The organism is Sediminibacterium sp. C3 (genome assembly GCF_000508085.1).
Classification (GTDB): Bacteria; Bacteroidota; Bacteroidia; order Chitinophagales; family Chitinophagaceae; genus Sediminibacterium.
Genome location: NZ_KI669560.1, coordinates 766,947 through 792,438 on the forward strand (window position 1 = coordinate 766,947; position 25,492 = coordinate 792,438).

Below are 25,492 nucleotides of genomic sequence, written 5' to 3' on the forward strand. Positions count from 1 at the left end.
AATAGATAGTATATACAAAGTTAATGCCATTCAATGGCAGTAATACTACCAACCAGGTGGTATAAATTTTTAAGCAAACCGGTCAGGTTCTATCCTTCAAAAGTGCTGTAGAAATAGGGGGTCTGAGCCTCAAATTCAGCCGCACAAGTATCTACCATTTTATAAACACGGGTAATACCCAGTTGTTTTCTCTTTTCGTACACTTCATCTTCATGACAATTCCCGCTAAGTATTCTGGCAATTTGAAGATCTCCAAAGCCCATTTTTTTAGCTTCTTTCAACAATTCAGCGGGTAAACTATCTAAAGTATGGCTAGCAATGGCTTTTTCTAAATTGCAGATTTCCTGAATCTGAAACAGGAACCAGCGGTCAATACCTGTTGCCTGAGCTATGGATTTTACGGTAGAACCCTGCATTAAAGCGTCTTTGATTCGGAAGATTCTGTCCCATTTCGGAGTTTTAATATATTCTACCAGTTCTTCGCTTTTCATTAAACTCTTACCGTAATAACCCAGACCTACTGCTTCATTTTCCAGGCTTTGACAGGCTTTTTGCAAAGCTTCAGGGAAGCTTCTTCCAATGGCCATTACTTCACCTACACTTTTCATCTGTAGTCCAAGTGTATCATTTGCGCCTTTGAATTTGTCAAAATTCCAACGGGGAACTTTTACAATTACATAATCCAGTGCCGGTTCAAAATAAGCAGAAGTTGTTTTGGTAATCTGGTTTTTTAATTCAGCAAGAGAGTATCCGATAGCCAGTTTTGCAGCAATCTTGGCAATAGGATATCCGGTTGCTTTGGAAGCAAGCGCAGAGGAACGGCTTACTCTTGGGTTGATTTCAACCGCTATTAATTCTTCAGTTGCCGGGTTTAAGGCGAATTGAACATTACAACCTCCGGCAAAATTGCCCAGAGAGCGCATCATCAGGATGGCTTTATTTCTCATTTCCTGGAATGCAGTATCGCTGAGAGTCATAGCAGGAGCAACGGTAATAGAGTCTCCGGTATGAACTCCCATTGGATCGAGGTTCTCAACAGTACAAATGATTACTACATTATCATTAACATCTCTTAATAACTCTAGTTCATATTCTTTCCAGCCCAATACTGCTTTCTCAACCAGTACTTCATGTATAGGGGATGCTTTCAATCCTTTTTCCAATGCAGCATCCAGATCATCCTTGCTATGTACAAATCCGCCACCTGTACCGCCCAGGGTGAATGAAGGGCGAATAACCAGTGGGAAACCTATTTCCTGCGCAAATTCCTTTCCTTCCAAAAAGCTGTTGGCAACGCGGCTTGGAGCTACTGCCATGCCAATTTTCACCATCAGTTGTCTGAACTGCTCTCTGTCTTCAGCAGTATCAATGGCAGCCACATCCACCCCAATTAAACGGCAGTTGTATTTTTCCCATATCCCCAGTTCATCGGCTTCTTTACAGAGATTCAGTGCAGTCTGGCCTCCCATGGTAGGTAATACGGCATCAATATTATTTTCAGCCAGGATCTGTTCAATGCTTTCAACTGTTAATGGTAACAGGTAAACCTTATCTGCCATCATGGGGTCAGTCATAATGGTAGCAGGATTACTGTTAATAAGTATTACTTTTATGCCCTCTTCACGGAGACTTCTGGCTGCCTGAGAGCCTGAATAGTCAAATTCACAAGCTTGTCCAATGATAATAGGCCCAGAACCTATGATGAGTACCGTTTTGATTGATTGATCTTTAGGCATAGTAGTTGTATAGATAAATTGTGCAAATGTAAGACTGATGCAGTTAATGTGAAGAAAAAATAAAACCTTTTCAAAAATATAAATGTTACATAAAGTATGGCAGTTTTAAAAGAAGGAAGCAAGGCGCCGGCATTTAAGGCCCCTGATCAAAACGGGAATATGGTTTCCCTATCTGATTTCAAAGGCAAAAAAGTAATTCTTTATTTTTATCCAAAAGATGATACTCCAGGTTGTACAGCACAGGCATGTAATTTAAAGGATAACTATAAAATCCTTATTGATAAAGGATTTCAGGTAGTTGGAGTGAGTGTGGACAGTGTCAAAAGCCATAAGAAATTTCAGGAAAAATACGATCTGCCATTCCCATTGATTTCTGATGAAGAAAAAAAGATTGTAGATAAATACAATTTATGGGGAGAGAAGAAGTTTATGGGCAGAACCTATATGGGAACAACCAGAACTACATTTTTAATTGATGAACAGGGTGTTATACGCAAAATTATTGCGAAGCCAGATACAAAGAATCATACAGAAGAGGTATTGGCTGCCTGGGAAGACAATTAATATATTTTTTAAATGTTAAAGCCAATAAAATGACTTTTTAAGCGTTAAAAGCACGGACAAACCAGCTTTTGATGCCCAAAAAGAAAGAGCCGCTCAAACAAATCAATTTGTTTATGGTACCCCCGCAAATACCATCAGACGATAATAGGCGTTTGAAAGAGCTTTATCGGTATGAAGTACTGGATACTTCATACGAAGATGAGTTCAATGACGTGGTTCAACTGGCGGCAACAATCTGTAATACCCCTATTGCACTGGTTTCTCTGATTGATCAGAAACGACAATGGTTTAAGGCAAAGCTGGGAATTGAAGTAAATGAGTTTCCAAGAGACATTTCATTCTGCGGGCACACTATTAATTCAGATGCTGCTGTTTTTGAGATTCCCGATGCTGCAACTGATGAAAGGTTCTTGGATAATCCTCTGGTAGTTGATTCTCCATATATAAGATTTTACACAGGAGTTCCGTTAATCAATAGCAATGGATTTAAAGTGGGTACCATTTCTGTGATGGATACACAACCCAGAAAATTAAACGATGTACAGCTCTATACTTTGCAGACACTAGCTCGTCAGGTAGTGAAATTGCTCGACCAGAATTTACTAAATAAACAATTGGAGCAGCAACAGGAAAAGCTACAACAACAAATGGAGATGCAAAATCGAATTCTCTCGATTATTGCACATGACGTAAGAAATCCAATAGGCGCTGTAAAGTCAATCATTGAACTGAATGCTAAAAAAATACTCAGTCAACACGATTCTGTTGAATTAATGAATATGGCTGGAAAACAAATTGACGGTACGGTTGAATTGTTGAACAACCTGGTAGACTGGGGATCTATGCAAATGCGTGGACAAGGGTTTGAGAAGGAAAAAGTGCATATGAGAACCCTGGTCAGCAATATGTTTAAGAGTTTTGAAATCATGGCATCCCTGAAGTCAAATATTATGGTTAATCTGGTAGACGAAGATTTATTTATTAAATCTGAAATCAATGCCATGCGTTTCATCCTGAGAAACCTGATTAGTAATGCCAATAAGTTTACCAAGGAAGGTGTTATAACAGTGTATGCACACAAAGAAGACAATCAGGTTACGATGTCCGTTAGTGATACAGGAGTTGGAATGACCGAAGAAATTAAGTCGAAATTGTTTGATGGAGAGCATTACCAAAGTACTACCGGTACAGGCAATGAAAAGGGTTCTGGTTTGGGTTTGATTCTAACAAAAGACTTTATTCAAATTTTAGGTGGTACCATTAAAGTAGAGTCAACATTGGATAAAGGAACATCCGTTTATCTCTATTTCAATCATTAATTGAATAGGTTATAAACCAACCAGCTCATTCCATAGGCCAGTATGGTCATGTATATTAATTGAATTACAGGCCATTTCCAGGTTTTTGTTTCTCTTTTTACTACAGCCAGCGTACTCATGCACTGCATGGCAAGTACATAGAATACCATTAAGGAAAGTCCGGTTGCCAGTGTGTAAACTTTATCGCCATTTGAATAAGTTGCTGATTGTAATTTTTCACGGAGACTTTGGTCATCTTCTTCATCCACACTATACAAGGTAGCCATTGTTCCAACAAATACCTCTCTTGCCGCAAAAGAGGTAATTAATGCGATACCAATTTTCCAATCATACCCAAGCGGTGTAATTGCCGGCTCAATGGACTTGCCTAAGACACCTGCGTATGAGTTAGCCAGCAATTCGGTATTCAGTTGTTTTTTTAAAGAGTCTTCCTGTAAAGGATGGAGTTGAATAAGACTTTCGTATTTGGCGCTGGTTTCTTCCATTCTGTTGCCAGGTCCAAAGGAACTTAAAAACCACAAGAGCAGACTGATGACCATAATTACTTTTCCTGCATCAGTAACAAAGATTCTTGCTTTTTCTACCATAGTAATTCCGGCATTTTTCCATCGAGGAGCCCGGTACATGGGTAATTCCAGAATAAAGAAGCTCTTTTCTTTAATTTGAATAAAGAATTTCATTACGTAGCTAACCAACAAAGCCATAACCGTACCTAATAAGTATAACCCCATCATTACTAGTCCCTGCAAACTCAAAAATCCTAAATAGTATTTTTCTTCAATTACTAGTGCTATTAAAATGGTGTAAACTGGCAGCCTCGCACTACAACTCATTAATGGAGTAACCAAAATGGTAAGTAATCTTTCTTTTTTGTTTTCAATATTTCTTGCTCCCATGATGGCTGGAACCGCACAGGCAAAGCTGCTGATCATGGGCATTACGCTTTTGCCGTTCAGGCCTACTTTTCTCATTAGCTTATCACTCAGAAAACTGATTCTTGCCATATAGCCAGTGTCTTCCAGAATGGTAATTAATCCAAATAGAATCATGATCTGAGGTACAAAAACGAGAATGCCACTTAAACCTGCAATAAAGCCATTGATGAGTAAGTTGCTCCACCATATTTCGGGCAGGTTATCTGAAAGCCATCCGGCTATGGCAGCAAATGCCCACTCAATTCCATCCATTGGATAGGTGGCCAGCCAGAAAATACTTTGGAATAATAAAAATAAAACCGTCAATAGAATCAGGTACCCCCAGGTTTTATGCAGCAATACATTGTCTAGTTTCTCGGTAAATAGTTTTTTTTCGAGTGGACCAGTCTCAATTACGTTTTTCTGCATAATCTGACGGATGCGGGTATACCGCTGCATAATTTCTTCTGCCTGCGTTTTGGTGGTATTGAATTGTTCTTCCGAAATGATACGATTCAATCTGTTCTTTTCTTCCTCGTCGGAGAGCAAGTCATGGTAATTTATTAGCTGGTGAATACAGGCATAATCGCTCCAGTCGGGAAATATAGATTTTACTTTAGCAACAGCCGAAGGAGCCAGGGTAGCAGTATCTAGAAAATCACGAAACTTATTACCTGTATCCAACTGTATTTTTGAAATCACTTTTTTTAACTCACTCAGCCCTTTATTCTTTCTTGGATTCACTGCTACTACCGGTATTCCCAGATCTGCAGCCAAACCTCCGATATCTATTTTAATATCTTTTTTTGCTGCCAGGTCATTCATGGTTAAAGCCATGACAACAGGGATTTTTAAATCGATAATCTGTGAGCAAAACAAGAGATTGCGTTTTAAATTACTGGCATCAGCTACCAAAACAATCAAATCGGGTTGAATATCTGGGTCGGCCCCCATTAATACTTTATAGGAAACCCATTCATCTGCCCTTCGGGGATATAAACTATAGGTCCCCGGCAGGTCAATCAATTCCGCAGATCGGTTATCTTCTAAATTAAAAACACCTGTTTTTTTATCAACGGTTACACCTGGAAAATTACCTACCTGCTGATTCAGGCCGGTAAAGGCATTAAATAGAGAACTTTTCCCACTGTTGGGATTCCCAACCAACGCAATATGGATCTTGTCTTGTTTCAAGAATGCAAAAGTAGGAGGCTGAAGGCTCAGTTGGTTACGAGTTTGGGAACAGAATCCATATGATGACATTTCTATTGCGAATATCTACCCTGCCCTGCTTACTTTTGTGCCATAAAGATTTTGAATTATGAAAAAGTGGATGCTAGTATTGTTGATTTTGCCAGTTTTTGCAGAGGCTCAAAGTAAGCGAAAGTTAAGGATTGCGGCAGAAAAGGAAAATATATTAACAGAATCCAATTTGCAAAAACATGTGCAGTACCTGGCAGATGATAAACTGGAGGGAAGAAGAACCGGTACAGCGGGTGAGTTGCTGGCAATGGAATACATTATAGGGCAGTATAAAAATCTGGGCATTGAACCTAAGGGAAGCAATGGATTTGTGCAGGAGTTTGAAATTAATGAAGGATTACAATTGGATGAAAAAAATGCTTTCAAAATAAACGGGCAGTCCCTGGTTTTGCAGGATGAATACTTTCCAATGGCATTCAGCGCCAGAAAATCAGCCCAGGGAAAGCCAGCATTGGCATTGTCAGAGCCTGGACAGCCCTGGTTCAAAGACTTGAAAGAGTTGCTGGAAGAAAATAAGCAGAATCCTCATTTTGATATTGAGGAAGCTATCAAAAAACTGGTGAATGATGCTGCAGCTAAAAAGGCAACTGCATTTATCATTTACAATTCAGGATCCCAAGTAGATAATGTACAATTTAATAAAAACGATGCTTCTCAGCCATTATCAATTCCTGTAATCTATGTGAAACCAGCAGCAGTAAAAAAATACTTTTCTGATCTGTCAGCGAGTTTACAGATAGAATTACAGGTTTCCATGAGTAGTAAAGTCAGAAAAGCAAGAAATATAATTGCTTATATAAATAACAATGCTGCTAATACAGTTGTGTTGGGAGCGCATTATGATCATTTAGGGTATGGGGAAGATAAGAACGCACTGGATGCTGTACATGAAGTACATAATGGCGCAGATGACAATGCAAGTGGAACTGCTGCCTTGCTTGAATTGGCAAGAAAGTTGAAATTACAGTCTCCTAAGCAGAATAATTATTTGCTGATGCATTTTTCAGGTGAGGAACTTGGCTTAATGGGAAGCAAATACTGGCTGGAAAATCCAACCATTCAAACCTCAACCAACTACATGATTAATATGGATATGGTGGGCAGGTATGATACTGCAAGAAAATTGACGATTGGTGGATATGGAACTTCTCCTGTATGGGGCAATACGGTTCCAGAACTTGCTAAGAATCTTGCCTTTAAATTGGATAGCGCCGGTACAGGTCCCAGTGATCATGCCAGTTTCTATAGAAAGGATATTCCGGTATTATTTTTCTTTACTGGTAGTCATCCCGATTACCATAAGGCTTCGGATGATTGGGAAAAAATTAACTACAAGGGAATCAATGAAATTGTGCAACTAGTGTATAAAATTGTTGAAACCACTGATACAAAAGGTAAAATTGAATTTAATAAAACAAGAGAACAACAAATGGGAAGAAGTACCCGTTTTACGGTTAGTCTTGGTGTGATTCCTGATTATGGATATACCGGAACAGGTATGAGGATTGATGGAGCCAGTGCAGGTAAACTGGCTGATAAAATTGGTTTAAAAGCCGGAGATGTGCTTTTGCAGTTAGGAGACTATAAGTTTGTGGATGTAAACAGTTATATGCAATCGCTGTCTAAATTTAAAAAAGGAGATAAGACCAGATTGACATATAAAAGAGGAACAGAAGAAATTACTGTTGAAATAGAATTCTAATTTATTCTATGAAGTTAAAACTGGATGTTGATGAATTAAACGAAGACTTCTTTGAAGAAACCCGTCTATTAGGTATAACAGCTACAATTAAGAATTATCAATTCTGTATGCAGCTCAACGCCAGTCTGGGATACGATTTCAGGCTCAACCCTGAACTGGAAATTCAATTATTTAAAAAAAACCGGAACTACTTCTTTTCCATTTATCAGTTCAAAGAGTATAATTCTCCGCTTACTCATTATTTATACCAGAATCAATATGACGGCGAATATTTACTTCCTGAATTCAAGCATATGGATTTTTTGTGGTTAATGAAATACGATTGGGTGGATGATGAAAAATGCAACTGGATAAAAAATACAGTACGTAATTTATCAGGAGTTCAGCTGGTGGCTGAATTAACCAACGAACAGATTAAAAACAAAGGGAATATGGTTTTTTAGAGTCTGATTCAGGACACAACGATTCTTTTTTCCCCCTTTTCATGAAACTGTCCTATTGGGTTAGCAAATTCGCTCAGGTTCTGTGCCTTTAATAGGGATTCAAAATCTTCTCTTTCGGCTGGAGAAACGGCAATGAGCAGCCCCCCGTTGGTTTGTGGATCCGGCAATATTGAAAAAGCCTGCATTACATCCACTCCTTTCTCAAATGCCACCTGACTGCTGTAAGCATTCCAGTTCCGGTAAGTTGCATCCGGAACAATTCTTTTTGCCAAATACTTTTTACTGGCTTCAATAATGGGTACTTGATTGTAATAAACAGTGGCTCCCAAATTACTACCTTCTGCCATTTCCATCAGATGACCAATCAGTCCAAAACCAGTTACATCAGTCATAGCATGAACCGACGCTAAAGGGCCTAATAGTTGTCCAATTTTATTTAATTTATTTAACTGTTCTAAAAGAAGGGTAAAGTCTTCTTCTTCCAATACTTCTTTTTTCTGGGCAGTGGAAAGTATTCCAACACCAAGCGGTTTGGTCAGATACAGCAGGTCTCCATCCTCTGCAGTATTGTTTTTTTTCAGATGATTAAGAGATACAGTGCCGTTAACTGATAATCCAAAAATGGGTTCGGTAGTATCCACACTATGACCTCCTGCAAGTGGAATTCCTGCTTCCGCACAAATACTTCTGCCCCCTTCAATTACTCTCTGGGCAATCTCAGGCCCTAATTTTTCAATTGGCCAACCCAAAATGGCAATGGCCATTATCGGTTGCCCTCCCATTGCATATATGTCACTGATTGCGTTGGCTGCAGCAATTCTTCCAAACTGATATGGATCATCTACAATGGGCATAAAGAAATCGGTAGTACTGATTAATCCCATTCCATTCCCCATATCATATACTGCTGCATCATCTTTGCTGGAGTTGCCTACCAATAAATTAGGATAATGGATTGGCATGATGTCTGATCGGAGAATTGTGTCTAATACAGCGGGTGCTATTTTACATCCACAACCTGCACCATGAGAGTATTGCGTTAATTTGATTGCTGACATGCCGGTAATTTCAGCAAAAGTAAAGTCAAATAATGGGATATGGCTAAAAATGAAGAAAGCTGCAATTGACAATGCAGCTTTCTTACCCCCCAATGTTACGCGGTTAAATATTAATTTGAAATAAAATACTGTTCGGTAACAGTGTAAAGTTGTTTCATTTTTTAATGCAGATTTAAGATTTTACACGAATCCCCCCATTTCTTTCATGAACCCCCCCATTTCTTTCATAAAGGCCTCAAGTGATTTAAAATGAGCCATTTATATTATATTGTTCTTTAATTGATGCTACATGAGGTATTTCATTCTATTGATTGGTTTATTGGCTGGGGCAATTTCATTAAATGCACAATTTCCTTATGTTCAGAAATTCAACTATCCTGCTCAGTTACCTACACAGGTTATCTATGATATGCTGGCAGACAATAAGGGATATATCTGGCTGGCAACAGATAAAGGCTTATTTAAATTTAATGGGAGGTTATTCGTAAAAGTACCATTTGATGTAACCAGTATGCAATCGGTAAGTTATTTGCAACAGGATGATCAGGGCACTATATGGTGTATGAATTTTTATAAAGAATTATTTTCTCTGCGGAATGATACACTTCGTAATTATCATTTTAAGGACAAAAGAGTAAAAAATGAATCGGTAATTGTGAATTACACAGCCACTAAAGATCATATCTGGTTTGCCTCACTCGAAAATCTTTATCAGATCAATAAACATACCGGAGAAACCATTGAACGCATTTATTCACCTGAGTATCTGGGAATTACTTCACTTATAAGAAATGGAGAGGAAGTGGTAGCCTACGGCGCCAAAGGATGGATATTTACTTATCCGTCCAGAAAACCAGCATGGACTAAAACATCATTCATTTATAATGATACGCGGATGATGTCTTCAGGAAAATATATTTATGGCACTCAGATTGGAAAATCAAGACTTCCTGCATTTACGGTAAAAAATGGAATACTTAAACTAACAAAACCTTTTGAGGTGGCGGATAATGTACTCGTATTTCACTTTGCCTCTACATCTGAATCTGAACAATGGATATGCACACAGACGGGAGCCTATTTGTGGAATGTAGAGACCGGGAAAACCAATCTGATTTTTCCGAATCAAAGTATTACGGATGTAGTAAAAGATTATCAGGGTAATTATTGGGTCAGTACCCTGGATAATGGGTTATTTGTGTGCCCATCATTAAACAATAAACAGTACACCATTAATGTTGGTAACGGGTTTGATAATATTTCAAGAGTAACAACAATAAATAATGATACCATCGTAACAGGAAATACAAAGGGCATGATTACTGCATTTAACTTGACAAACGAAAGCAGAATGCATTATGAGCTACCTATTTCAACTGAAATCCAGTTTCTCAATTATGATGCAAGTGATAAAGTAGTGTTTTCAAACAGAGGTATCATCAACTTTCGCACAAATAAACCCATCAGGGTATCAGATTATGGCAAGAGTGTTTTTAGAGACCCTAATAAAAATTTGATTGTTGCTTCCTATAATAGAACCTATGTATTAAATAATCCATTGGGTAAAAATCCTGATATCACACCAGATACAACTGGGATTCCTTTGTATAGTCATTATATGAAGGAAAATATTTTCAGGAAAGGTCTGCGTATTCCCGTTTTCAGAAATGCCAGAAGCTCTAAAACACTGTTATCAAAAACAGGAAAATATTTCTGGATTGCATACTATGATGATTTATATAGATACTGTTTCAGTGATAGCACCTTTATTGTAAGGAAAAAGAATAATCAGAAAATAGTTGCCAGAACCTTATTTGAAACAAGTGATTTATTGTTATTGGCAGGAACTTCTAATGAAGGACTTTATGTGATAAAAAATGATAAAATTATTCAACGGTTTTACACTGGAAATGGTTTAAAGAGTAATAATATAAAATCGATTGCTGAAAGAGATGGTAAAATCTGGGTTAATACAGATGAGACTCTGCAGATTATTGATTTAAAAACAGGTTCCATTACCAATCTTCTGGATGAATATGGCTTGGCTGGACTTACTGTTAATGATTTTTCGCTTCATCCAAGGAAACTGATTTTAGCTACTACGGTAGGTTTGGTAGTAAATGACTACAGAGGTAAACCTGTTAATGAATCAATTTATTTTCCTGTATTGAAGGCAGTATCCAATGGAATTGAACTGAATAATATGCAGGAACTTTCAGCAGATCAAAATAATATCAGCTTTAATTTCGATGCCATTCAGTACAAGATTCCTACTAATTTACTTTACCGATATAAATTAGTAGGAATTGATACGAGTTGGAAAATATTGAGTTATAATATTGGCAATCTCAATTTTTATCAATTACCGCCCGGGAGGTATGAGTTTAAAATTCAGGCCTATGATAAAAATGGAATTTATGAAAGTAAGTTAAAGAGTTTTAAGTTTACCATTCTTCATCCTTTCTGGCTGCGTTGGTGGTTTATATTACTGGTGTTGATATTAACTGGATTTCTCATTTACCTTTTTTTCAAAGTCTGGTCTAAGCGTTTAATATTGAGACAAGGACTCAAGGAAAGATTATTTAAAAGTCAGCTGGTGGCAATAAGATCTCAGATGAATCCACATTTCATTTACAATGTACTCAATACGGTGCAAGGCCTCCTGTATGATAATCGCAAGGCAGAAGTAGGAAATTTGCTGGCTAATTTCAGTGACCTAATGCGTAAAACCTTGCAATCCAGCGACCGTCAACACCATTCACTGAAGGAAGAAATAGAAAACCTATCCTTATATCTTGAACTGGAAAAAGCAAGATTCGATAAAAATTTTGAGTATAAAATTGAGCTTTGCTTACAAGATGATCCTGCAGATTTAATTATTCCATCCATGCTTTTACAGCCCTTTGCTGAAAATGCAGTTAAGCACGGACTCATGCATAAAGCCGGACCCAAAAAACTGGTACTTCAATTCAATCAGTCAGAAGAGGGCCTTAATGTGTATATAATTGATAACGGAATTGGAAGAAAACAATCTGCCCTAATTAATCAAAGAAATAAAAGCAAGCCACAAAGCTTTGCAACCAAGGCGATTTCAGAAAGAATTGATTTGTTTAACAGGCTTTATAAACAAAAGATACTGCATGATGTAACAGATCAGTTTGATGAGCATAATTATCCATCCGGAACGGTAATTCATATATTTATACCCAGATATGAAATAGATAAGCTTGATTTATAAAAGGCTTTTCTAATACACATGGGAATGTTTAACTTCGGAATATATGAGTCCAATAAAAGCTATTATTGTTGATGACGAACCCAATGCCTGTAAAGCATTGAGAGGAATGCTGAATGAGCATTTTGAAGAAGTACTGGTTTTGGCAGATTGCGGTAATGTGCCTGAAGCAGTAAAAATGATCAATCGTTTTAAACCCGATTTGATATTTCTCGATATAGATATGCCTGGTTACAGTGGGTTTGAACTATTGGATTTTTTTGATGAACAACAGATATGGTTTAAAATTATTTTTGTTACCGCATATAGTGAATATTCTTTAAAAGCCTTTGAGAGCTCTGCGGTAGATTATATTTTGAAACCAGTAAGGCTGGAGCATATGAAGAGGGCTTTGCGTAAAATAAACTTCAATCTTCCCACACCTGTACAATACAAGGTATTAAGAGAAAATTTTAATTTGCAAAACGAGCGAAAAGTAGTTTTGCAAACTTCTGAAACTATTTATGTAGTAAACCAGGATGATATTATATTCATTCAGGCAGAGGGTAGTTACACAAAAATTGTAACAGTGTCGCATGGAGTTTTAACCATCACCAAAAAACTGGCAGAGTTTGAGTATCTGGAGACGGAAGCCCCTTTTTTCAGAGCGCACAGAAGTTATTTGGTAAACCTGAATCATATTAAAAGAATTGATAAGCGTGATTTTCTACTTGTCATGAGCAATGAATCGCAGGTTCAGCTAGCTCAGGATAAAAAAACGCTTCTTATTGAAAGGTTTACTGCTTAGTTTCTATTATCCATTCAACGGTTCCATGTGAAAACTGCATGGGGATTCCTCCGGAAACATATAATAAGCCCAGCCTGTCAACTTGCTGTATGGTATATCTGGCAGAACTGTTTCCGGTTTTCAGCTTTACCATTTCCCCTTTTTTGTATAATACCCGGTTATAGTCGTTGATTATTTTAATACTGCCGTCTGAAATCAGCAGCTGATGGAATCTTTTTTCTATGTAAAAACAAAGCTCTTTGGCCAATTCAACCGCATTGTATTGCTTTCCGGTAATCTGCCGTAATGAGACAGCCCGGGAGGTAGTTCCCGGAAATTGGGTTTGATTGATATTAATCCCGATGCCTGCAATCGCGTGCGTCCAAATACCCCCGCTAATTTGGTTTTCTATTAATATGCCTCCTGCCTTTCTGTCACCCCAGTACAAATCGTTTGGCCATTTTATGGTCAGATCCTGGCGAATATAGACAGATAAAAAATCATGGGTTGCCAGCGCCACTGCAGCACTCAGCGCAAACTGATCTCCCATATTAAGCGAGGAAGTATTAAGTACAACGGATATGAGAAGGTTTTTACCGGCTTCGGATTCCCATTTTTTACCCATTTGACCTTTTCCGGCAGTTTGTAGATCGGCAAAAAAAACAGTTCCGTGCTCAGCCAATTTTGCCTGAACTTGTTCCATGGCATAGATGTTGGTACTGTTTATCTCGGAAAGGTGGATAAACGGTATTCCTATCACAGTTTTAACACCTGAACCTGCCAAAGAATTACTATTTTTGACGAAGTTAACATGAAATTTTTTTAATAAAATACTGAAGCTATTTGGAACCTCTTTCACTATTGAAATCCCGCGAGAAAAAAACAGTTACCAGACTGACTAAAAATTCTAAGCTTTTTAAAACAATCATCCAGGCAATTTTGGATAAAAAAGGCGAAAACATTATCAGTTTAGACCTTAGGAAAATTCCAGAGGCCTCGGCAGATTTTTTTATTGTTTGTGAAGCAAGCAGTACCACACAGATAAAGGCAATTGCTGATTATGTGGAAGATCAGGCAAAAAAACTTTGTGGTGAAATCCCTTATCGCCATGAGGGTAAACAGGCAGCGCAGTGGGTATTGATAGATTATATCAATGTAGTGGTGCATGTAATGCATCCCGAAGCCAGAAACTTTTATAAATTAGAAGAAATGTGGAGCGATGCTGCTTCACAAATGCATGAGTCCTGATATTAACAAACTTTTAAAAGGGCTCAATCATTATTATATATCACGTAAGAAGCTATGTCACAAAATAACCCGTTACCAAAAATAAGTCCCGATAAGGGAGATGGTCAAAAGAAAGGGCCTAAGTTTACGATATACTGGATTTATGCCATTATTGCAATCATTCTGCTTTCTATGCAGTTCATGCGTATGTCTCCGGATCTTGCACCAACCAGTCAACAGGAGTTCATTGATCAGATGTTGATTCCTGGGGATGTACAGAAAATTGATATTGTAAAAAATAAAGAGAAAGTAAGGGTCTATATTAAGTCAGACCGACTTTCCAAGGATTTTTACGTAACCAAGTTCAAAAAGGATTTAAGTAAAGACAAGGCCAAAGTTCAGAATGTTCCTCTGTTTGAGTTTGAATTAACTGGGGATGTAAAGAATTTCAAGGATGATTTGAAAGAAGTATATGTTTCTCATCCTGAACTTACCAGGATTCCTGAGAAAGCAGTATCAGACCCGGAATGGTTTGGACCTATTTTTAATACCATGTTTTCCTTATTACTCATTATTGGCGTTTGGGTGTTATTAATGCGTAAAATGGGTGGTGGTGGACCCGGTGGTGGTGGGCCAGGAGGCATTTTCAATATTGGTAAGTCTAAAGCAACCTTATTTGATAAGGGAGCCAAGGTTAACATCACATTTGCGGATGTGGCAGGATTGGATGAAGCCAAAGTAGAAGTGATGGAGATTGTAGACTTTTTGAAACAGCCTAAAAAATATACCTCATTAGGGGGTAAGATCCCAAAGGGAGCATTGCTGGTGGGTCCTCCGGGAACGGGTAAAACCTTATTGGCCAAAGCAATGGCTGGTGAAGCACAGGTTCCGTTCTTCAGTTTAAGTGGATCTGATTTCGTAGAGATGTTCGTAGGAGTTGGGGCATCCAGAGTTAGAGATTTATTTAAACAGGCAAGGGAAAAAGCGCCTTGTATCATATTCATTGATGAAATTGATGCAATTGGTAGAGCGAGAGGAAGAAATGCCATCATGAGTAATGACGAAAGAGAAAACACGCTGAATCAGTTATTGGTGGAGATGGATGGGTTCGGCGGAGATACCGGAATTATTATTCTCGCAGCAACCAACCGACCTGATGTACTGGACAGTGCCTTATTAAGACCAGGTCGTTTCGACAGACAGATTTCCATAGACAAGCCAGATGTTAAAGGACGCGAAGCTATCCTTAAAGTACATTTAGGACCTATTAAGGTTTCTGAAACATTAGATCTGCATAAGCTGGCAGAACAAACACCTGGTTTTGCAGGTGCCGATATTGCCAATGTATGTAACGAAGCAGCCTTGATTGCAGCACGTAAAGGGAAAGATGCGGTAGATATGAGTGACTTTCAGGATGCTATTGACCGTGTAATCGGCGGTTTGGAGAAGAAGAATAAGATTATAGCTCCTCATGAGAAATCAATTATTGCTTACCACGAAGCAGGACATGCAGTTTGTGGATGGTTCCTGGAGCATGCTTATCCTTTGCTAAAAGTAACCATTGTGCCAAGAGGTACGGCTGCATTGGGTTATGCACAGTATACCCCAACAGAGCAATACTTATACAATACTGATCAGTTAATGGATCAGATTTGTATGACATTGGGAGGAAGGGCTGCTGAAGAAATCTTCTTCGGAAAAATATCAACGGGTGCGGCCAATGACCTACAGCAAATCACTCGAATTGCCTATAGTATGGTTACTGCTTATGGTATGAATAAGAAAGTGGGTAATGTGAGCTTTTATGATCCATCACAGGAAAATACTTTTACCAAGCCTTACAGTGAAGAAACGGGTAAAATTATTGATGAGGAAGTAAGAGGGATTATAGATCAGGCCTACCAGAGAACCTTAGATCTTCTAAGAGAACGCAGAACTGAAGTGGAGCGCTTGGCAAAAGAATTGCTGGAGAAAGAAGTATTACATAAGAGTGATGTTGAAAGCCTGATAGGGAAGCGACCATTTGAAGAGAAAAAAATTCTGGAAGTGGAAGCAGGTGAAAATAATCCCGGTAATGCAGAATCAACAACTATTTAATGTCTACAGCTAGAGAAAATATTTTAAAAAAATAAAACAGGCACTTGTTACAAAAGTGCCTGTTCCCTTTTCAACCCATACCGAAACACCTTCTTTGTTTCAGCCTTCCCGGAAAGAACTGGAAATTGAATTTGCAGAACATTTTACCAGTCTTCAAGGTCGTTTTTCATTTTGTGCCAATCAGCAGGAACTGACCGAGCAATTAAGCCAATTGTTTACAAACAGAAAGTGGGAAAAAATTTATTGCATTGACGCACAGATCCAGGACATGCTGACAAAGAGTGGAATGCCTCTTAAACCTTATAATGATTTAGCCAGTTGCGATGCATCTATAACAGGATGTGAATTACTGGTAGCAAGAACCGGGAGTATCTTTCTCAGTAACGCTACTTCCAGTGGCAGAACTACCAGTGTATATGCGCCTATTCATATTTGTATTGCCCATACATCTCAGCTGGTATATAGCCTTGAAGATGCCCTCCTGAATCTGACGAATAAATATGGTAATCAATTGCCTTCTGTGTTAAGTTTGGCAACAGGTCCCAGTAGAACTGCTGACATTGAGAAAACACTGGTGGTAGGAGTTCATGGTCCTAAAGAAGTATATTGCTTTTTAATAGACGAATGAAAATTGGAACTACATGGAACTAACTTGTCGTAACCTTTTTGTGTATGGATCTTTACGAAGTGGATTCAATAACCCGGCTTATGGGTATATCAGTAAATATTTTACACTGATAGGAGAAGCATATGTTAATGGGAAATTGTATCAACTCCCTGACTTTCCAGTAGCTGTTCCTTCAGAAGATGATTCATTGATTAAAGGAGAACTATATACCATCAAAGTGCCTTCTGAGTGTTCATGGGCTTTTGCTCAATTAGATGACTATGAAGGAGTGCAAGCAGAAGAAGGTGAGCACCCATTGTATAAAAGAGTTCTAACTACCGTACTTCTGAACAACAAAGAAGAAAAAGCCTGGGTATACTGGTACAATGGTAGCATTGAAAATGGTACACGAATAGAAGAATCAGACTTGCTGGCCTATCTAAAACAAAGAGGCCAATTATGATTTTGGAGATTAACAAAAACAAGAAAATTTATTTTCTCTCAGATTTTCATCTGGGAGCGCCCAATCATGAATCCAGCTTGATCCGGGAAAAAAAAGTTGTTCAGTTTCTTGAATCTGTAAAGTCAACTGCTGCCGCTTTCTTTATTGTTGGGGATATTTTCGATTTCTGGTTTGAATATAAAAAAGCAGTGCCTAAAGGATTTACCCGCTTACTTGGAAAACTGGCAGAGCTGAGTGATTCAGGCATCCCTATTATTGTATTTACTGGAAATCATGATTTGTGGATGGATGGATATTTTGAAAGAGAACTGAACATAAAAGTATATCATGAGCCACAGCAGTTTTTATGGAATAATAAAAAATTTCTGATAGGACATGGGGATGGTCTTGGACCAGGTGACCATGGCTATAAATTTTTAAAAAAGATTTTTACCAATCCTGTTTGTAAAACGCTGTTTAGGTTATTGCATCCTGATCTTGGCATAGGACTTGCTAATTATTTCAGCAGAAAGAGCAAAGAGAAAACCGGAACTTCCGACGACCATTTTTTGGGAGAGGAAAATGAATGGCTGATTGTTTATTGTAAGACGGTTTTGAAAGAATCGTATTATGACTATTTTATCTTTGGACATCGTCATTATCCAATTGATTTTTCTCTTCCCCAAAATAGCCGGTATATTAATCTGGGAGATTGGATTAAAAGTTTTACTTATGCTGAGTTTGACGGAGAAGATGTACAGTTGAAAAAATTTGAATTACCTAATTCATTATGAAAGAGATACTCAATAAAGTAGTACTGGATAATACAATACAAAGTTATCTTACTGTATTATTGATTATTCTGGCTATTCTGCTAATTAAAAGAGTGGTTTCCAAATACCTGGCGAAATTAATGTTTAAGGCTGTAGGAAAGGCCGGAAAGCATGTAGCCAGAGAATCATTTCTAAATCTGGTTGTTCAGCCGCTGGATTATTTTTTACTCTTACTCATTGGAATTATTACACTGGATCAGCTGAAGTTTCCGCAGGTATTAAATGTGAACATATACAGGGTCTCTTTAAAATCGGTAATTGATGCAATAGCGGATGGGGTATTGATTTTTGTATTTATCTGGTTGTGTATAAGAATCATTGAATTCATTGCCATGATTTTGGAACAGAAAGCCAATCAAACAGCTGATATGACAGACAATCAGCTGATTATTTTTTTCAAGGATTTCTTTAAGGCAATTCTGGTTATCATTGGAATTTTAATGATTCTACGTTTCTCTTTTAATCAGGACATCAGCAATGTATTAACGGGGCTAAGTATAGTGGGTGCTGCTTTAGCATTGGCAACCAGAGAAAGTCTGGAAAATCTCATTGCCTCTTTTATTATTTTCTTTGATAAACCCTTTAATACCGGAGATCTGGTTAAAGTAAATGGGTTTACAGGCACTATTGAAAAAATCGGATTGCGAAGTACCCGAATTAGAACTTTAGAAAAAACCTATATTTCAGTTCCTAATAAGCAAATGGTTGATACCATTGTTGATAATATATCTTTAAGAACGCATAGAAAGGCAGAAATTAAAATTGAAATTGGACTGGAAACAACCACCAATCAGTTAACCAATCTGATAAATGCAATTCAACATTTATTGTCGGAAAAGCAACTCGAAGGCATATCTGTTCATCTGGTGGACACCGGTAAAAATGCCCATGTGGTAAATATTGAGTACCTGCAATCAGCAGAACAGCCCATGCAGGAATTTCTGCAGGTTAGACAGGAGAGCATGTTGCAAATTATTGCCCAAATGGAGATATTGAAAATCCCCATGGCAGGGGCGTCAACAGATATTGTTGTAACGAACAAATCAGCGGTCTAATGAGCTTTTCAGTTCAAGTAGAAATTTTTTAAAATTTCCCAGCGTCTGAACTAGCAATGTCTCGGTATCAATTTTATTTTTATTCGATTTCAGATAGGCTTTTGCTCCTTCAATAGAGAATTTTCTTTGTCTCAGCAGTAAGTATATAAGTTGCAGGTTTTTGATGTCTTCCACTCTGAACAAGCGATCACCTTTTCTGGTTTTTCTGGGTTGTAGAATGTCGAATTCATTTTCCCAATATCTAAGCAAAGAAGTGTTTACCTTAAACCAGGAAGCCACTTCGCTAATTGAATAATACAATTTCTGTTTCAGCATTTCATCTGTTGGGATATCAATTAAATCAACCCCTGCATCCATTTCTTTAAAGGATTTCCTTCCGCGCTTACCAGGTACTTTAACTGTTTTTAACGGCTTTTCTTTTTTTACTTTTACGACAATTTGGTTATTGGCATAAATAACCGGATCTGCTACTGATTGAGATCTGACAACTACAGGTGTTTCAGGCGAAGAAAAATCGGAAATAGCTGTAGGTTCAATTTCAATAGTTGTATCAGTATTCGCCTCAATGGATTTTTCCGAGCGAGAAGTTGTACTCTGTTCAATAGTTTCAATGGCTGTCTTCTTAACAGGCTGCTTTTTGGGCTTTGTTGCAGGAGCTGCTTCCACAGGCATTCCAAATAAGTCCAGTTGTTGTAAAAGATTTGCCATGCTGTAAAATTAGGACCAAATTCATCTAAAAATAGACGGGTAGAGGCTTTGGTGGAAAAGATGTAAGTATCTTGCATTTCTATGGAGATCAGAAAAATTGAAACCATTGTGGTTTGCGGTGCCGGAACGATGGGTAGTGGAATAGCGCAGGTAGCTGCTACTGCAGGCTATCAGGTTGTACAATTCGATTTGAATGAAGCGGTTTTACTTGCATCCAGGCAACGTATCCAAAAGAATCTGGAAAAATCAGTGGAGAAAGGAAAAATTACCCGGGATCAATTCCAGGAAATTCTCAATAAAGTTCAATTTACCAGCGACTTAACTAGTTGCAAAGGAGAATTGATTATAGAAGCCATTATTGAGCAAAAGGACGCCAAAATAAACTTATTCAATCAACTGATTGAAGTAAACGACTCGGATACTATTCTGGCTTCCAATACATCTTCCATTTCTATAAATGCCATTGCTGCTGGAATTCGTTACCCGTCCCAACTGGTTGGGCTGCATTTTTTTAATCCAGCACCCCTGATGAAGCTGGTGGAAATTATTCAGGGAAAAGCAACCAATCCGGCAATCGTTGCAAGCTTGGTTGCTTTGGTTCAATCCATGCAAAAAAAACCAGTCATCTGTAAAGACTCCCCCGGATTCATTGTAAACAGGGTGGCCAGACCTTACTATCTGGAAGCCATGTACTTGGTGCAATCCGGTCAAACCCATTTTGAACAGGCAGATAAAGTACTGGAAGCAGCCGGATTTAAAATGGGACCTTTCAAATTAATGGATTTAATAGGCCTGGATATTAATTACAGCGTAAGTACCATTGTTTGGGAGGATCTGGGAAAGCCAGAAAGACTAAGACCTTCGGTGGTCCAGAAGAACAAGATTGACCAAGGGCAGTTTGGTATGAAAACCAAAAAAGGATTTTATGAATATGAATAAGTAAGCATTTAATAGTTTGGGTTCGTTACAATTCAATATTTACTTCATTGTCCCAGTTAGCTCTTACAGAAAGTGGTTTGGATATAAGTTGAACTACTTCCGGCTGACGCTTCACTTTACCAAAAGCACCTGTATCCCAGACTCCGTTTTTATTAGTGTCGTATAATATCCTCATTTCAAAACTCCCCGATTTAAATAATTTCCTGATAAGTTCATTGGATGTAAGCGGGGTGGATTCAATCAATTTATCTGCTTGAAAAAACTGCAGAATTGGATTCTTTTGCAAGTTGATATTCATGAATCGTAATCTGATACTACCATATTCAATCTCTTTTTTTGTTGTGAATTTCAAGGTATCGGATTTTATAAGGCCTGCTCCTGCAGTATCTTCCAAAGCATCTTTTAAAAGAACTAGATTAAATTTGGTTTGCTCCTTCCATGGAAAATGCAAAGACAAAATTGTTTTAGTTGAATCTAGACTGATTTTTAAAGGCTTAACTGGGTTAAAGCCTGAATCTGTAAACACCAATTTGCTACTGTCTATTTTTTTAATTGGTTTACTAAACTTTAATTCCAGCGGAGACAATAAATCTTGATTACCATTGTCTAAATTGTTAGTGAATTTTAAGCGGGAATCGGTCTTTGATGCTGGAGTAGTGGCAGCGGCAGTTTGAGTTGCTTTTCTTTTATAGGCTTCAAACACATAGAAAGTATCTGTAATTGTATTTGAACTAATCAGCAGGGGCTCAGACCTGAATGCAAAAAGTTTGGTGCTGTCATCGTATTTTTTGGAAAAATCATTAGGCAATACATACGCAGTATAGTATCCTCCCGACAAGTTATTGAATTCAAAAACACCCTTTCCATTGATTCTGGTAAAATAACGGGGCCTGTTTTTATAAATGGCAGTATCACTTGTATTGTTGTGAAGTATTACAATCAGGGTTGAGTCAATGCTTCCTTTTTCTGCCAGGAGTACTTTTCCACGATAACTGAAATTGTCGATAGTACTACCGGTTGAAAAAACAAACCTGAAGTTTTTCAGAATATTCCCTTCGTTTACATCTTTAATGGCATTTCCGAAATTCAGTGAATAGGTCGTATTAGCTTCCAGGCTATCCTTAAATTTTATGGTTAGGTTCTTGAGTTTGTTATCAACAATAGGGTTTTCTTTTAGGGTAGGTGAAACAATCAGGTTGCTATTTACATCCTGAAGACTAACGAATTCATCAAATGTTAGTGTAATAAGTTTGGGAGAAACATTTAATGCAGAATCTTTCGGTAATGCAGTTACCAATACAGGAGGTAAACTGTCCCTGTCTCCACCACTAGGTGGTATTATATTGGCACAGGAAGTAAAGAAAAAAGAAATAATTAGTACAAACCAGGGTATTCTATGATTCATTATCTGCATTCAACAAAATTAATAGGTTTCCGTGTTGTTTTCCAGCTCCTCCGGATTTAGTTCTGCCAAAGAAACATTGAGTTCATTGGATTTAACAAACTGACACCAGTGACAATCCTCTTTACCACAGCCAGTATAAAAGTCATGGGCCTGTATTTTTTCCCAAACACTGGTAATTTGATTTTTTACTATTTCAATGTCCTGTTCGCTGATATTTACCGTTACTTTTCGGTAGTTCTTTTTGTTGTCTGGTTCTACAAAATCAAATTCACTGCTTATTACTTTCCAGTCCTTTTGCTCATAATTGTCTACCAGAATTTTATAAAAAACTGCCTGTCTCCAATAGTCTCCTCCATTGGGTTGCTTTTCATCCGGAGGCAAGACTTTATCTTTAGCCTTTTCTATATCTCCGGTTTTATAGTCTACCACATTCACCAGTTTTCCATTGAACTCCAGTTTATCTAACTTTCCTTTTAAGGGCACACCGTTAACAACAACATTATTGATATTCCTTTCAATCACTACTATTTTATTCCACTTGTCATTATAAGCTTCCCGATAGTTTTGAAGAACTTCCTGCCCATATTCCATTCTTCTTTTAAATTGTTCAGGAGTAAAGCTTTTTCTGTTTTTCACCATGTATTCTTCAAAATACTTAACAAGATTTTCTTTAGATGGAAACTCCTGCTTATCCAGCATATACTGGAAATATCTTTGTAAGGCTTCGTGGATGGCCGAACCAAATTCTGTAGCTTCTGATTTGCCGGAAGGAACTCTTACTAAATTCTGATAGTAGAATTGAAGTGGACATTTTAAGTAATTATTTAGTGCAGTTACATTCATTACAAATTTCTGAAGCACCTGTTCAATAAATGCAGCTTCCACTTTTTCTATGGATGGCAAAATAGATTCCTGATACTGTAAAGCAGTAAAATCAGCAACAGTGGAATTTTCCAGATTAATCTGCAATATTTCTGCTTCTTTCTGGTCCTGTATTTCCGCAATGAACATGGAAGGTTCTATAGGTTTGCCATCCAGCTTATACTGACTGAATGAAATATAAAGGTGTTTCTCTGCTCTGGTTAATGCAACATAGAACAGTCTTCTTAGTTCTTCCTCATCACTGGTTACTGGCTGAGAAGCAAAAAGGGTATCGGGCATGGTATATCCTCCGCCCGGTTTCCTCTTTTTTTCCCAGTAAGTTGCATTGCAGCCCATGAAAAAAACATATTCAAATTCAAGACCTTTTGATCCGTGTGCAGTCATCAGGTTTACTCCCTTTTCACTACCGGTAATTTTTTTCAGTGGAAGCCTGATTTTTTCTTTGCGCATTAAATCAATCAGTTCCACCAGCCTTTTCAGGCTAAGTGATGGATTTCGATTGGTTTCTTCTTTTATATAGTTGAAGAATGCAGTCAGTTCCTGAAGCAAAGCATGTTTTTCAGGGTGCTGCATAATATAGTTAATGATACCAGTGTCCCGGATAATATTATCAAAGAGATTGATTAATGTTACGTTTGGCACATCACCAATTAATTTCTCAAGGCAGCTGATTGCTTTTTGAAGGCCGGGAATGGGTTTACTGAATAAGTCTTTTGGAGGCTGACTGAGCAAATCAGAAAGGTAGGCTCTCAAACTTATTTTTGGTCTCTTATCGGCTACTGTTGCAGAAAGTTTAGCAATTTCAATAGGAGGAATGCCAAACCAGTTAAAATGTAATATTTCAAAAAGCAATTCATCCTCACTAAATGGTATTGTTGTTTCTGAGGACAGGTAGTCAAGTATGGAAATTATTTTCCGGGTTAAGGGAAGATCCAGAATATTCAGATCCCTTTTACTATAAACTGGAATTTTGTAAAGGCTTAAGTATTGACTGAGTGACTCTCCAAACTTATTTTCTTTATAAATGATGCCAATTCTACCAGGTTGAACTCCATTATTAATGAGTTGGGCTACTTCCAGTGTTATACCAATCATTTCATGGTGTTCGCTGGGATAACTCAGAATTTTTGGCTGCTCTTTTATATTTAGTAAAGATTGATTAGAACTTGATAATTCCTTACTGAGGCCGGGGATTTTTTTAACCAGCCGTTCCTGGTTCCTGTCTATCAGTGTTTTTGCAACATTTAATATAGGTTGAGTGGAACGATAATTATCTGTAAGCACAACGGTTTTTAAATCCTTGCTATAGGCATCAGCAAACTTCTCCATATTCTCAATATTCGCTCCCTGAAATCGATAAATACTTTGATCATCATCACCTACTACAAATACATTGGGCTGTTCCCAATAACTAATCAATAATTCAACAAGGTTATTTTGGGTTCCACTGGTGTCCTGGTATTCGTCAACAAGAATATATTGAAACTGTTCCTGATAGTTGGCAAGTAATAATCTATTCTCTTTAAATGCCTGAAGAACCCAAAGAATCATATCGTCGAAATCATAACGATTTCTTTTTTTCATTAAGGCAAGAAAATGATCAAACTCATTCACTGCTGCCCTAAGTTTTTCCATTTTTTCTGTAACAAGATCAATCTGGGTTTGCTTCAGGTCCCCTTTCTTAAATTGTTTGTAGGCTCTTTGATAAATAAATTCATCTCTATTTGGTAAATCGAGTAGATAGCTATCAATGGCAGCATTAATCATTGCAGTATTCCAGCCCTCCCTTTTCATATTACTGAAAAGGTTCTTCAGATTATTAATCTCAAAGTAAACATCCCCTCTGTATCGCTTTAATGGATGATTTTTGGGGAACCCATCAATCAATTCTTTAAACACTTCAATACTCTCTAATTCAGAAATGGGCTCTAGGGAAGATTTCTCAAAAAGCGATAAATTATCCTGAATAATATCATTGCAGAATGAATGAAAAGTATGAATATGAACTTTATAAGCATCCGGACCAATAAAACGGATTAATCTTTTGCGCATGGCAACCGTTCCTGCATCGGTATAAGTTAGGCAAAGAATGTTTTCAGGGGTTGCATCAGTTTCAAGTAATATCTTACCAATGCGGGCACTTAATATTTGTGTTTTTCCGGTGCCTGGTCCTGCGATAACCATAACAGGTCCTTCCAGCGTATCCACTGCCTGTTTTTGAGCCTGATTTAAGGCAGCATATATTTCTTCAAAATAGGCTTTTTGTTCTTCTTTGGTAATCATTCTATAAAGATACC

Annotated in this window: 20 protein-coding genes; 13 read left to right on the plus strand and 7 right to left on the minus strand. The window is 37.7% G+C overall.

Annotated features, from left to right (window positions below):
- Positions 1-89: 89 nt before the first annotated feature.
- Positions 90-1,736: a carbamoyl-phosphate synthase large subunit gene (gene carB, locus F777_RS15620; protein WP_037369798.1), complete on the minus strand. Its 1,647-nt coding sequence runs from the start codon at positions 1,734-1,736 to the stop codon at positions 90-92.
- 96 nt (positions 1,737-1,832) lie between these two features.
- On the opposite strand from carB, the gene bcp reads away from it, so the two are divergent.
- Positions 1,833-2,300 carry a thioredoxin-dependent thiol peroxidase gene (gene bcp, locus F777_RS0103600; RefSeq protein WP_026750840.1) on the plus strand — a complete coding sequence of 156 codons (468 nt, stop codon included), beginning with the start codon at positions 1,833-1,835 and terminating at the stop codon, positions 2,298-2,300.
- 71 nt (positions 2,301-2,371) lie between these two features.
- Positions 2,372-3,619: a GAF domain-containing sensor histidine kinase gene (locus F777_RS0103605; protein WP_026750841.1), complete on the plus strand. Its 1,248-nt coding sequence runs from the start codon at positions 2,372-2,374 to the stop codon at positions 3,617-3,619.
- On the opposite strand, the gene feoB is transcribed toward F777_RS0103605, so the two are convergent.
- On the minus strand, positions 3,616-5,727 hold the full coding sequence (feoB, locus tag F777_RS0103610; RefSeq protein WP_026750842.1) for a ferrous iron transport protein B: 2,112 nt from the start codon (positions 5,725-5,727) through the stop codon (positions 3,616-3,618). The genes F777_RS0103605 and feoB overlap by 4 nt on opposite strands.
- 127 nt (positions 5,728-5,854) lie before the next feature.
- On the opposite strand from feoB, the gene F777_RS17155 reads away from it, so the two are divergent.
- Positions 5,855-7,498 carry a M28 family peptidase gene (locus tag F777_RS17155; RefSeq protein WP_051408411.1) on the plus strand — a complete coding sequence of 548 codons (1,644 nt, stop codon included), beginning with the start codon at positions 5,855-5,857 and terminating at the stop codon, positions 7,496-7,498.
- An 8-nt stretch (positions 7,499-7,506) separates the two neighbouring features.
- Positions 7,507-7,941, plus strand: coding sequence for an IPExxxVDY family protein (locus F777_RS0103620; RefSeq protein WP_026750843.1), 435 nt, complete (start codon positions 7,507-7,509; stop codon positions 7,939-7,941).
- An 8-nt stretch (positions 7,942-7,949) separates the two neighbouring features.
- Here the strand turns inward: F777_RS0103620 and selD are convergent, their stop codons facing one another.
- Positions 7,950-8,999 (minus strand): selenide, water dikinase SelD, encoded by a 1,050-nt coding sequence (gene selD / locus F777_RS15630; RefSeq protein ID WP_037369106.1) that lies wholly within the window; start codon positions 8,997-8,999, stop codon positions 7,950-7,952.
- Between the two features lie 289 nt (positions 9,000-9,288).
- Here selD and F777_RS0103635 point away from each other — a divergent pair, with 289 nt between their 5' ends.
- Both F777_RS0103635 and F777_RS0103640 read left to right on the plus strand, forming a co-directional pair.
- Positions 9,289-12,237 carry a sensor histidine kinase gene (locus F777_RS0103635; protein WP_026750844.1) on the plus strand — a complete coding sequence of 983 codons (2,949 nt, stop codon included), beginning with the start codon at positions 9,289-9,291 and terminating at the stop codon, positions 12,235-12,237.
- 43 nt (positions 12,238-12,280) lie between these two features.
- Positions 12,281-13,021: a LytR/AlgR family response regulator transcription factor gene (locus F777_RS0103640; protein WP_051408412.1), complete on the plus strand. Its 741-nt coding sequence runs from the start codon at positions 12,281-12,283 to the stop codon at positions 13,019-13,021.
- Here the strand turns inward: F777_RS0103640 and F777_RS0103645 are convergent.
- Positions 13,011-13,859, minus strand: a complete 849-nt coding sequence (locus tag F777_RS0103645) for a biotin--[acetyl-CoA-carboxylase] ligase (protein WP_051408413.1) — start codon at positions 13,857-13,859, stop codon at positions 13,011-13,013. The genes F777_RS0103640 and F777_RS0103645 overlap by 11 nt on opposite strands.
- Here F777_RS0103645 and rsfS point away from each other — a divergent pair.
- Genes rsfS through F777_RS0103675 form a run of 6 tightly spaced genes read left to right on the plus strand, consistent with a single transcriptional unit; the run spans position 13,844 to position 19,261 of the window.
- Positions 13,844-14,248 carry a ribosome silencing factor gene (gene rsfS, locus F777_RS0103650; protein WP_026750847.1) on the plus strand — a complete coding sequence of 135 codons (405 nt, stop codon included), beginning with the start codon at positions 13,844-13,846 and terminating at the stop codon, positions 14,246-14,248. The two genes, F777_RS0103645 and rsfS, sit on opposite strands and share 16 nt — an antisense overlap.
- Before the next feature lie 54 nt (positions 14,249-14,302).
- Positions 14,303-16,324: an ATP-dependent zinc metalloprotease FtsH gene (gene ftsH / locus F777_RS15635; RefSeq protein ID WP_051408414.1), complete on the plus strand. Its 2,022-nt coding sequence runs from the start codon at positions 14,303-14,305 to the stop codon at positions 16,322-16,324.
- A 55-nt stretch (positions 16,325-16,379) separates the two neighbouring features.
- Positions 16,380-16,952, plus strand: a complete 573-nt coding sequence (locus F777_RS15640) for a LutC/YkgG family protein (protein ID WP_235785881.1) — start codon at positions 16,380-16,382, stop codon at positions 16,950-16,952.
- 13 nt (positions 16,953-16,965) lie between these two features.
- On the plus strand, positions 16,966-17,394 hold the full coding sequence (locus F777_RS0103665) for a gamma-glutamylcyclotransferase family protein (RefSeq protein WP_026750848.1): 429 nt from the start codon (positions 16,966-16,968) through the stop codon (positions 17,392-17,394).
- On the plus strand, positions 17,391-18,167 hold the full coding sequence (locus F777_RS0103670; RefSeq protein WP_201767564.1) for a UDP-2,3-diacylglucosamine diphosphatase: 777 nt from the start codon (positions 17,391-17,393) through the stop codon (positions 18,165-18,167). The genes F777_RS0103665 and F777_RS0103670 overlap by 4 nt, the downstream gene beginning before the upstream one ends.
- Positions 18,164-19,261 (plus strand): mechanosensitive ion channel family protein, encoded by a 1,098-nt coding sequence (locus F777_RS0103675; protein ID WP_026750850.1) that lies wholly within the window; start codon positions 18,164-18,166, stop codon positions 19,259-19,261. Before F777_RS0103670 ends, F777_RS0103675 begins: the two co-directional genes overlap by 4 nt.
- Here the strand turns inward: F777_RS0103675 and F777_RS18290 are convergent.
- The gene (locus tag F777_RS18290) at positions 19,250-19,969 is read right to left on the minus strand and encodes a MerR family transcriptional regulator (RefSeq protein WP_235785882.1); all 720 of its coding nucleotides are present in this window, start codon (positions 19,967-19,969) and stop codon (positions 19,250-19,252) included. The genes F777_RS0103675 and F777_RS18290 overlap by 12 nt on opposite strands.
- A gap of 81 nt (positions 19,970-20,050) precedes the next feature.
- Between F777_RS18290 and F777_RS0103685 the strand changes: the two genes are divergently transcribed.
- Positions 20,051-20,908 carry a 3-hydroxyacyl-CoA dehydrogenase family protein gene (locus F777_RS0103685; RefSeq protein ID WP_026750852.1) on the plus strand — a complete coding sequence of 286 codons (858 nt, stop codon included), beginning with the start codon at positions 20,051-20,053 and terminating at the stop codon, positions 20,906-20,908.
- Positions 20,909-20,933: 25 nt separating this feature from the next.
- Here F777_RS0103685 and F777_RS0103690 read toward each other — a convergent pair whose 3' ends face one another.
- Both F777_RS0103690 and F777_RS0103695 read right to left on the minus strand, forming a co-directional pair.
- Positions 20,934-22,313 (minus strand): Ig-like domain-containing domain, encoded by a 1,380-nt coding sequence (locus F777_RS0103690; RefSeq protein ID WP_161631478.1) that lies wholly within the window; start codon positions 22,311-22,313, stop codon positions 20,934-20,936.
- A gap of 18 nt (positions 22,314-22,331) precedes the next feature.
- Positions 22,332-25,478, minus strand: a complete 3,147-nt coding sequence (locus F777_RS0103695) for an ATP-dependent helicase (protein ID WP_037369109.1) — start codon at positions 25,476-25,478, stop codon at positions 22,332-22,334.
- Between the last annotated feature and the right edge of the window lie 14 nt (positions 25,479-25,492).

Coding starts and splice junctions, on each gene's coding strand:
- carB (WP_037369798.1), bottom strand. CDS start 1,736: ATGCCTAAAGATCAATCAATCAAAACGGTACTCATCATAGGTTCTGGG.
- bcp (WP_026750840.1), top strand. CDS start 1,833: ATGGCAGTTTTAAAAGAAGGAAGCAAGGCGCCGGCATTTAAGGCCCCT.
- F777_RS0103605 (WP_026750841.1), top strand. CDS start 2,372: ATGCCCAAAAAGAAAGAGCCGCTCAAACAAATCAATTTGTTTATGGTA.
- F777_RS17155 (WP_051408411.1), top strand. CDS start 5,855: ATGAAAAAGTGGATGCTAGTATTGTTGATTTTGCCAGTTTTTGCAGAG.
- F777_RS0103620 (WP_026750843.1), top strand. CDS start 7,507: ATGAAGTTAAAACTGGATGTTGATGAATTAAACGAAGACTTCTTTGAA.
- selD (WP_037369106.1), bottom strand. CDS start 8,999: ATGTCAGCAATCAAATTAACGCAATACTCTCATGGTGCAGGTTGTGGA.
- F777_RS0103635 (WP_026750844.1), top strand. CDS start 9,289: ATGAGGTATTTCATTCTATTGATTGGTTTATTGGCTGGGGCAATTTCA.
- F777_RS0103640 (WP_051408412.1), top strand. CDS start 12,281: ATGAGTCCAATAAAAGCTATTATTGTTGATGACGAACCCAATGCCTGT.
- ftsH (WP_051408414.1), top strand. CDS start 14,303: ATGTCACAAAATAACCCGTTACCAAAAATAAGTCCCGATAAGGGAGAT.
- F777_RS0103665 (WP_026750848.1), top strand. CDS start 16,966: ATGGAACTAACTTGTCGTAACCTTTTTGTGTATGGATCTTTACGAAGT.
- F777_RS0103670 (WP_201767564.1), top strand. CDS start 17,391: ATGATTTTGGAGATTAACAAAAACAAGAAAATTTATTTTCTCTCAGAT.
- F777_RS0103675 (WP_026750850.1), top strand. CDS start 18,164: ATGAAAGAGATACTCAATAAAGTAGTACTGGATAATACAATACAAAGT.
- F777_RS18290 (WP_235785882.1), bottom strand. CDS start 19,969: ATGGCAAATCTTTTACAACAACTGGACTTATTTGGAATGCCTGTGGAA.
- F777_RS0103685 (WP_026750852.1), top strand. CDS start 20,051: ATGGAGATCAGAAAAATTGAAACCATTGTGGTTTGCGGTGCCGGAACG.
- F777_RS0103690 (WP_161631478.1), bottom strand. CDS start 22,313: ATGAATCATAGAATACCCTGGTTTGTACTAATTATTTCTTTTTTCTTT.
- F777_RS0103695 (WP_037369109.1), bottom strand. CDS start 25,478: ATGATTACCAAAGAAGAACAAAAAGCCTATTTTGAAGAAATATATGCT.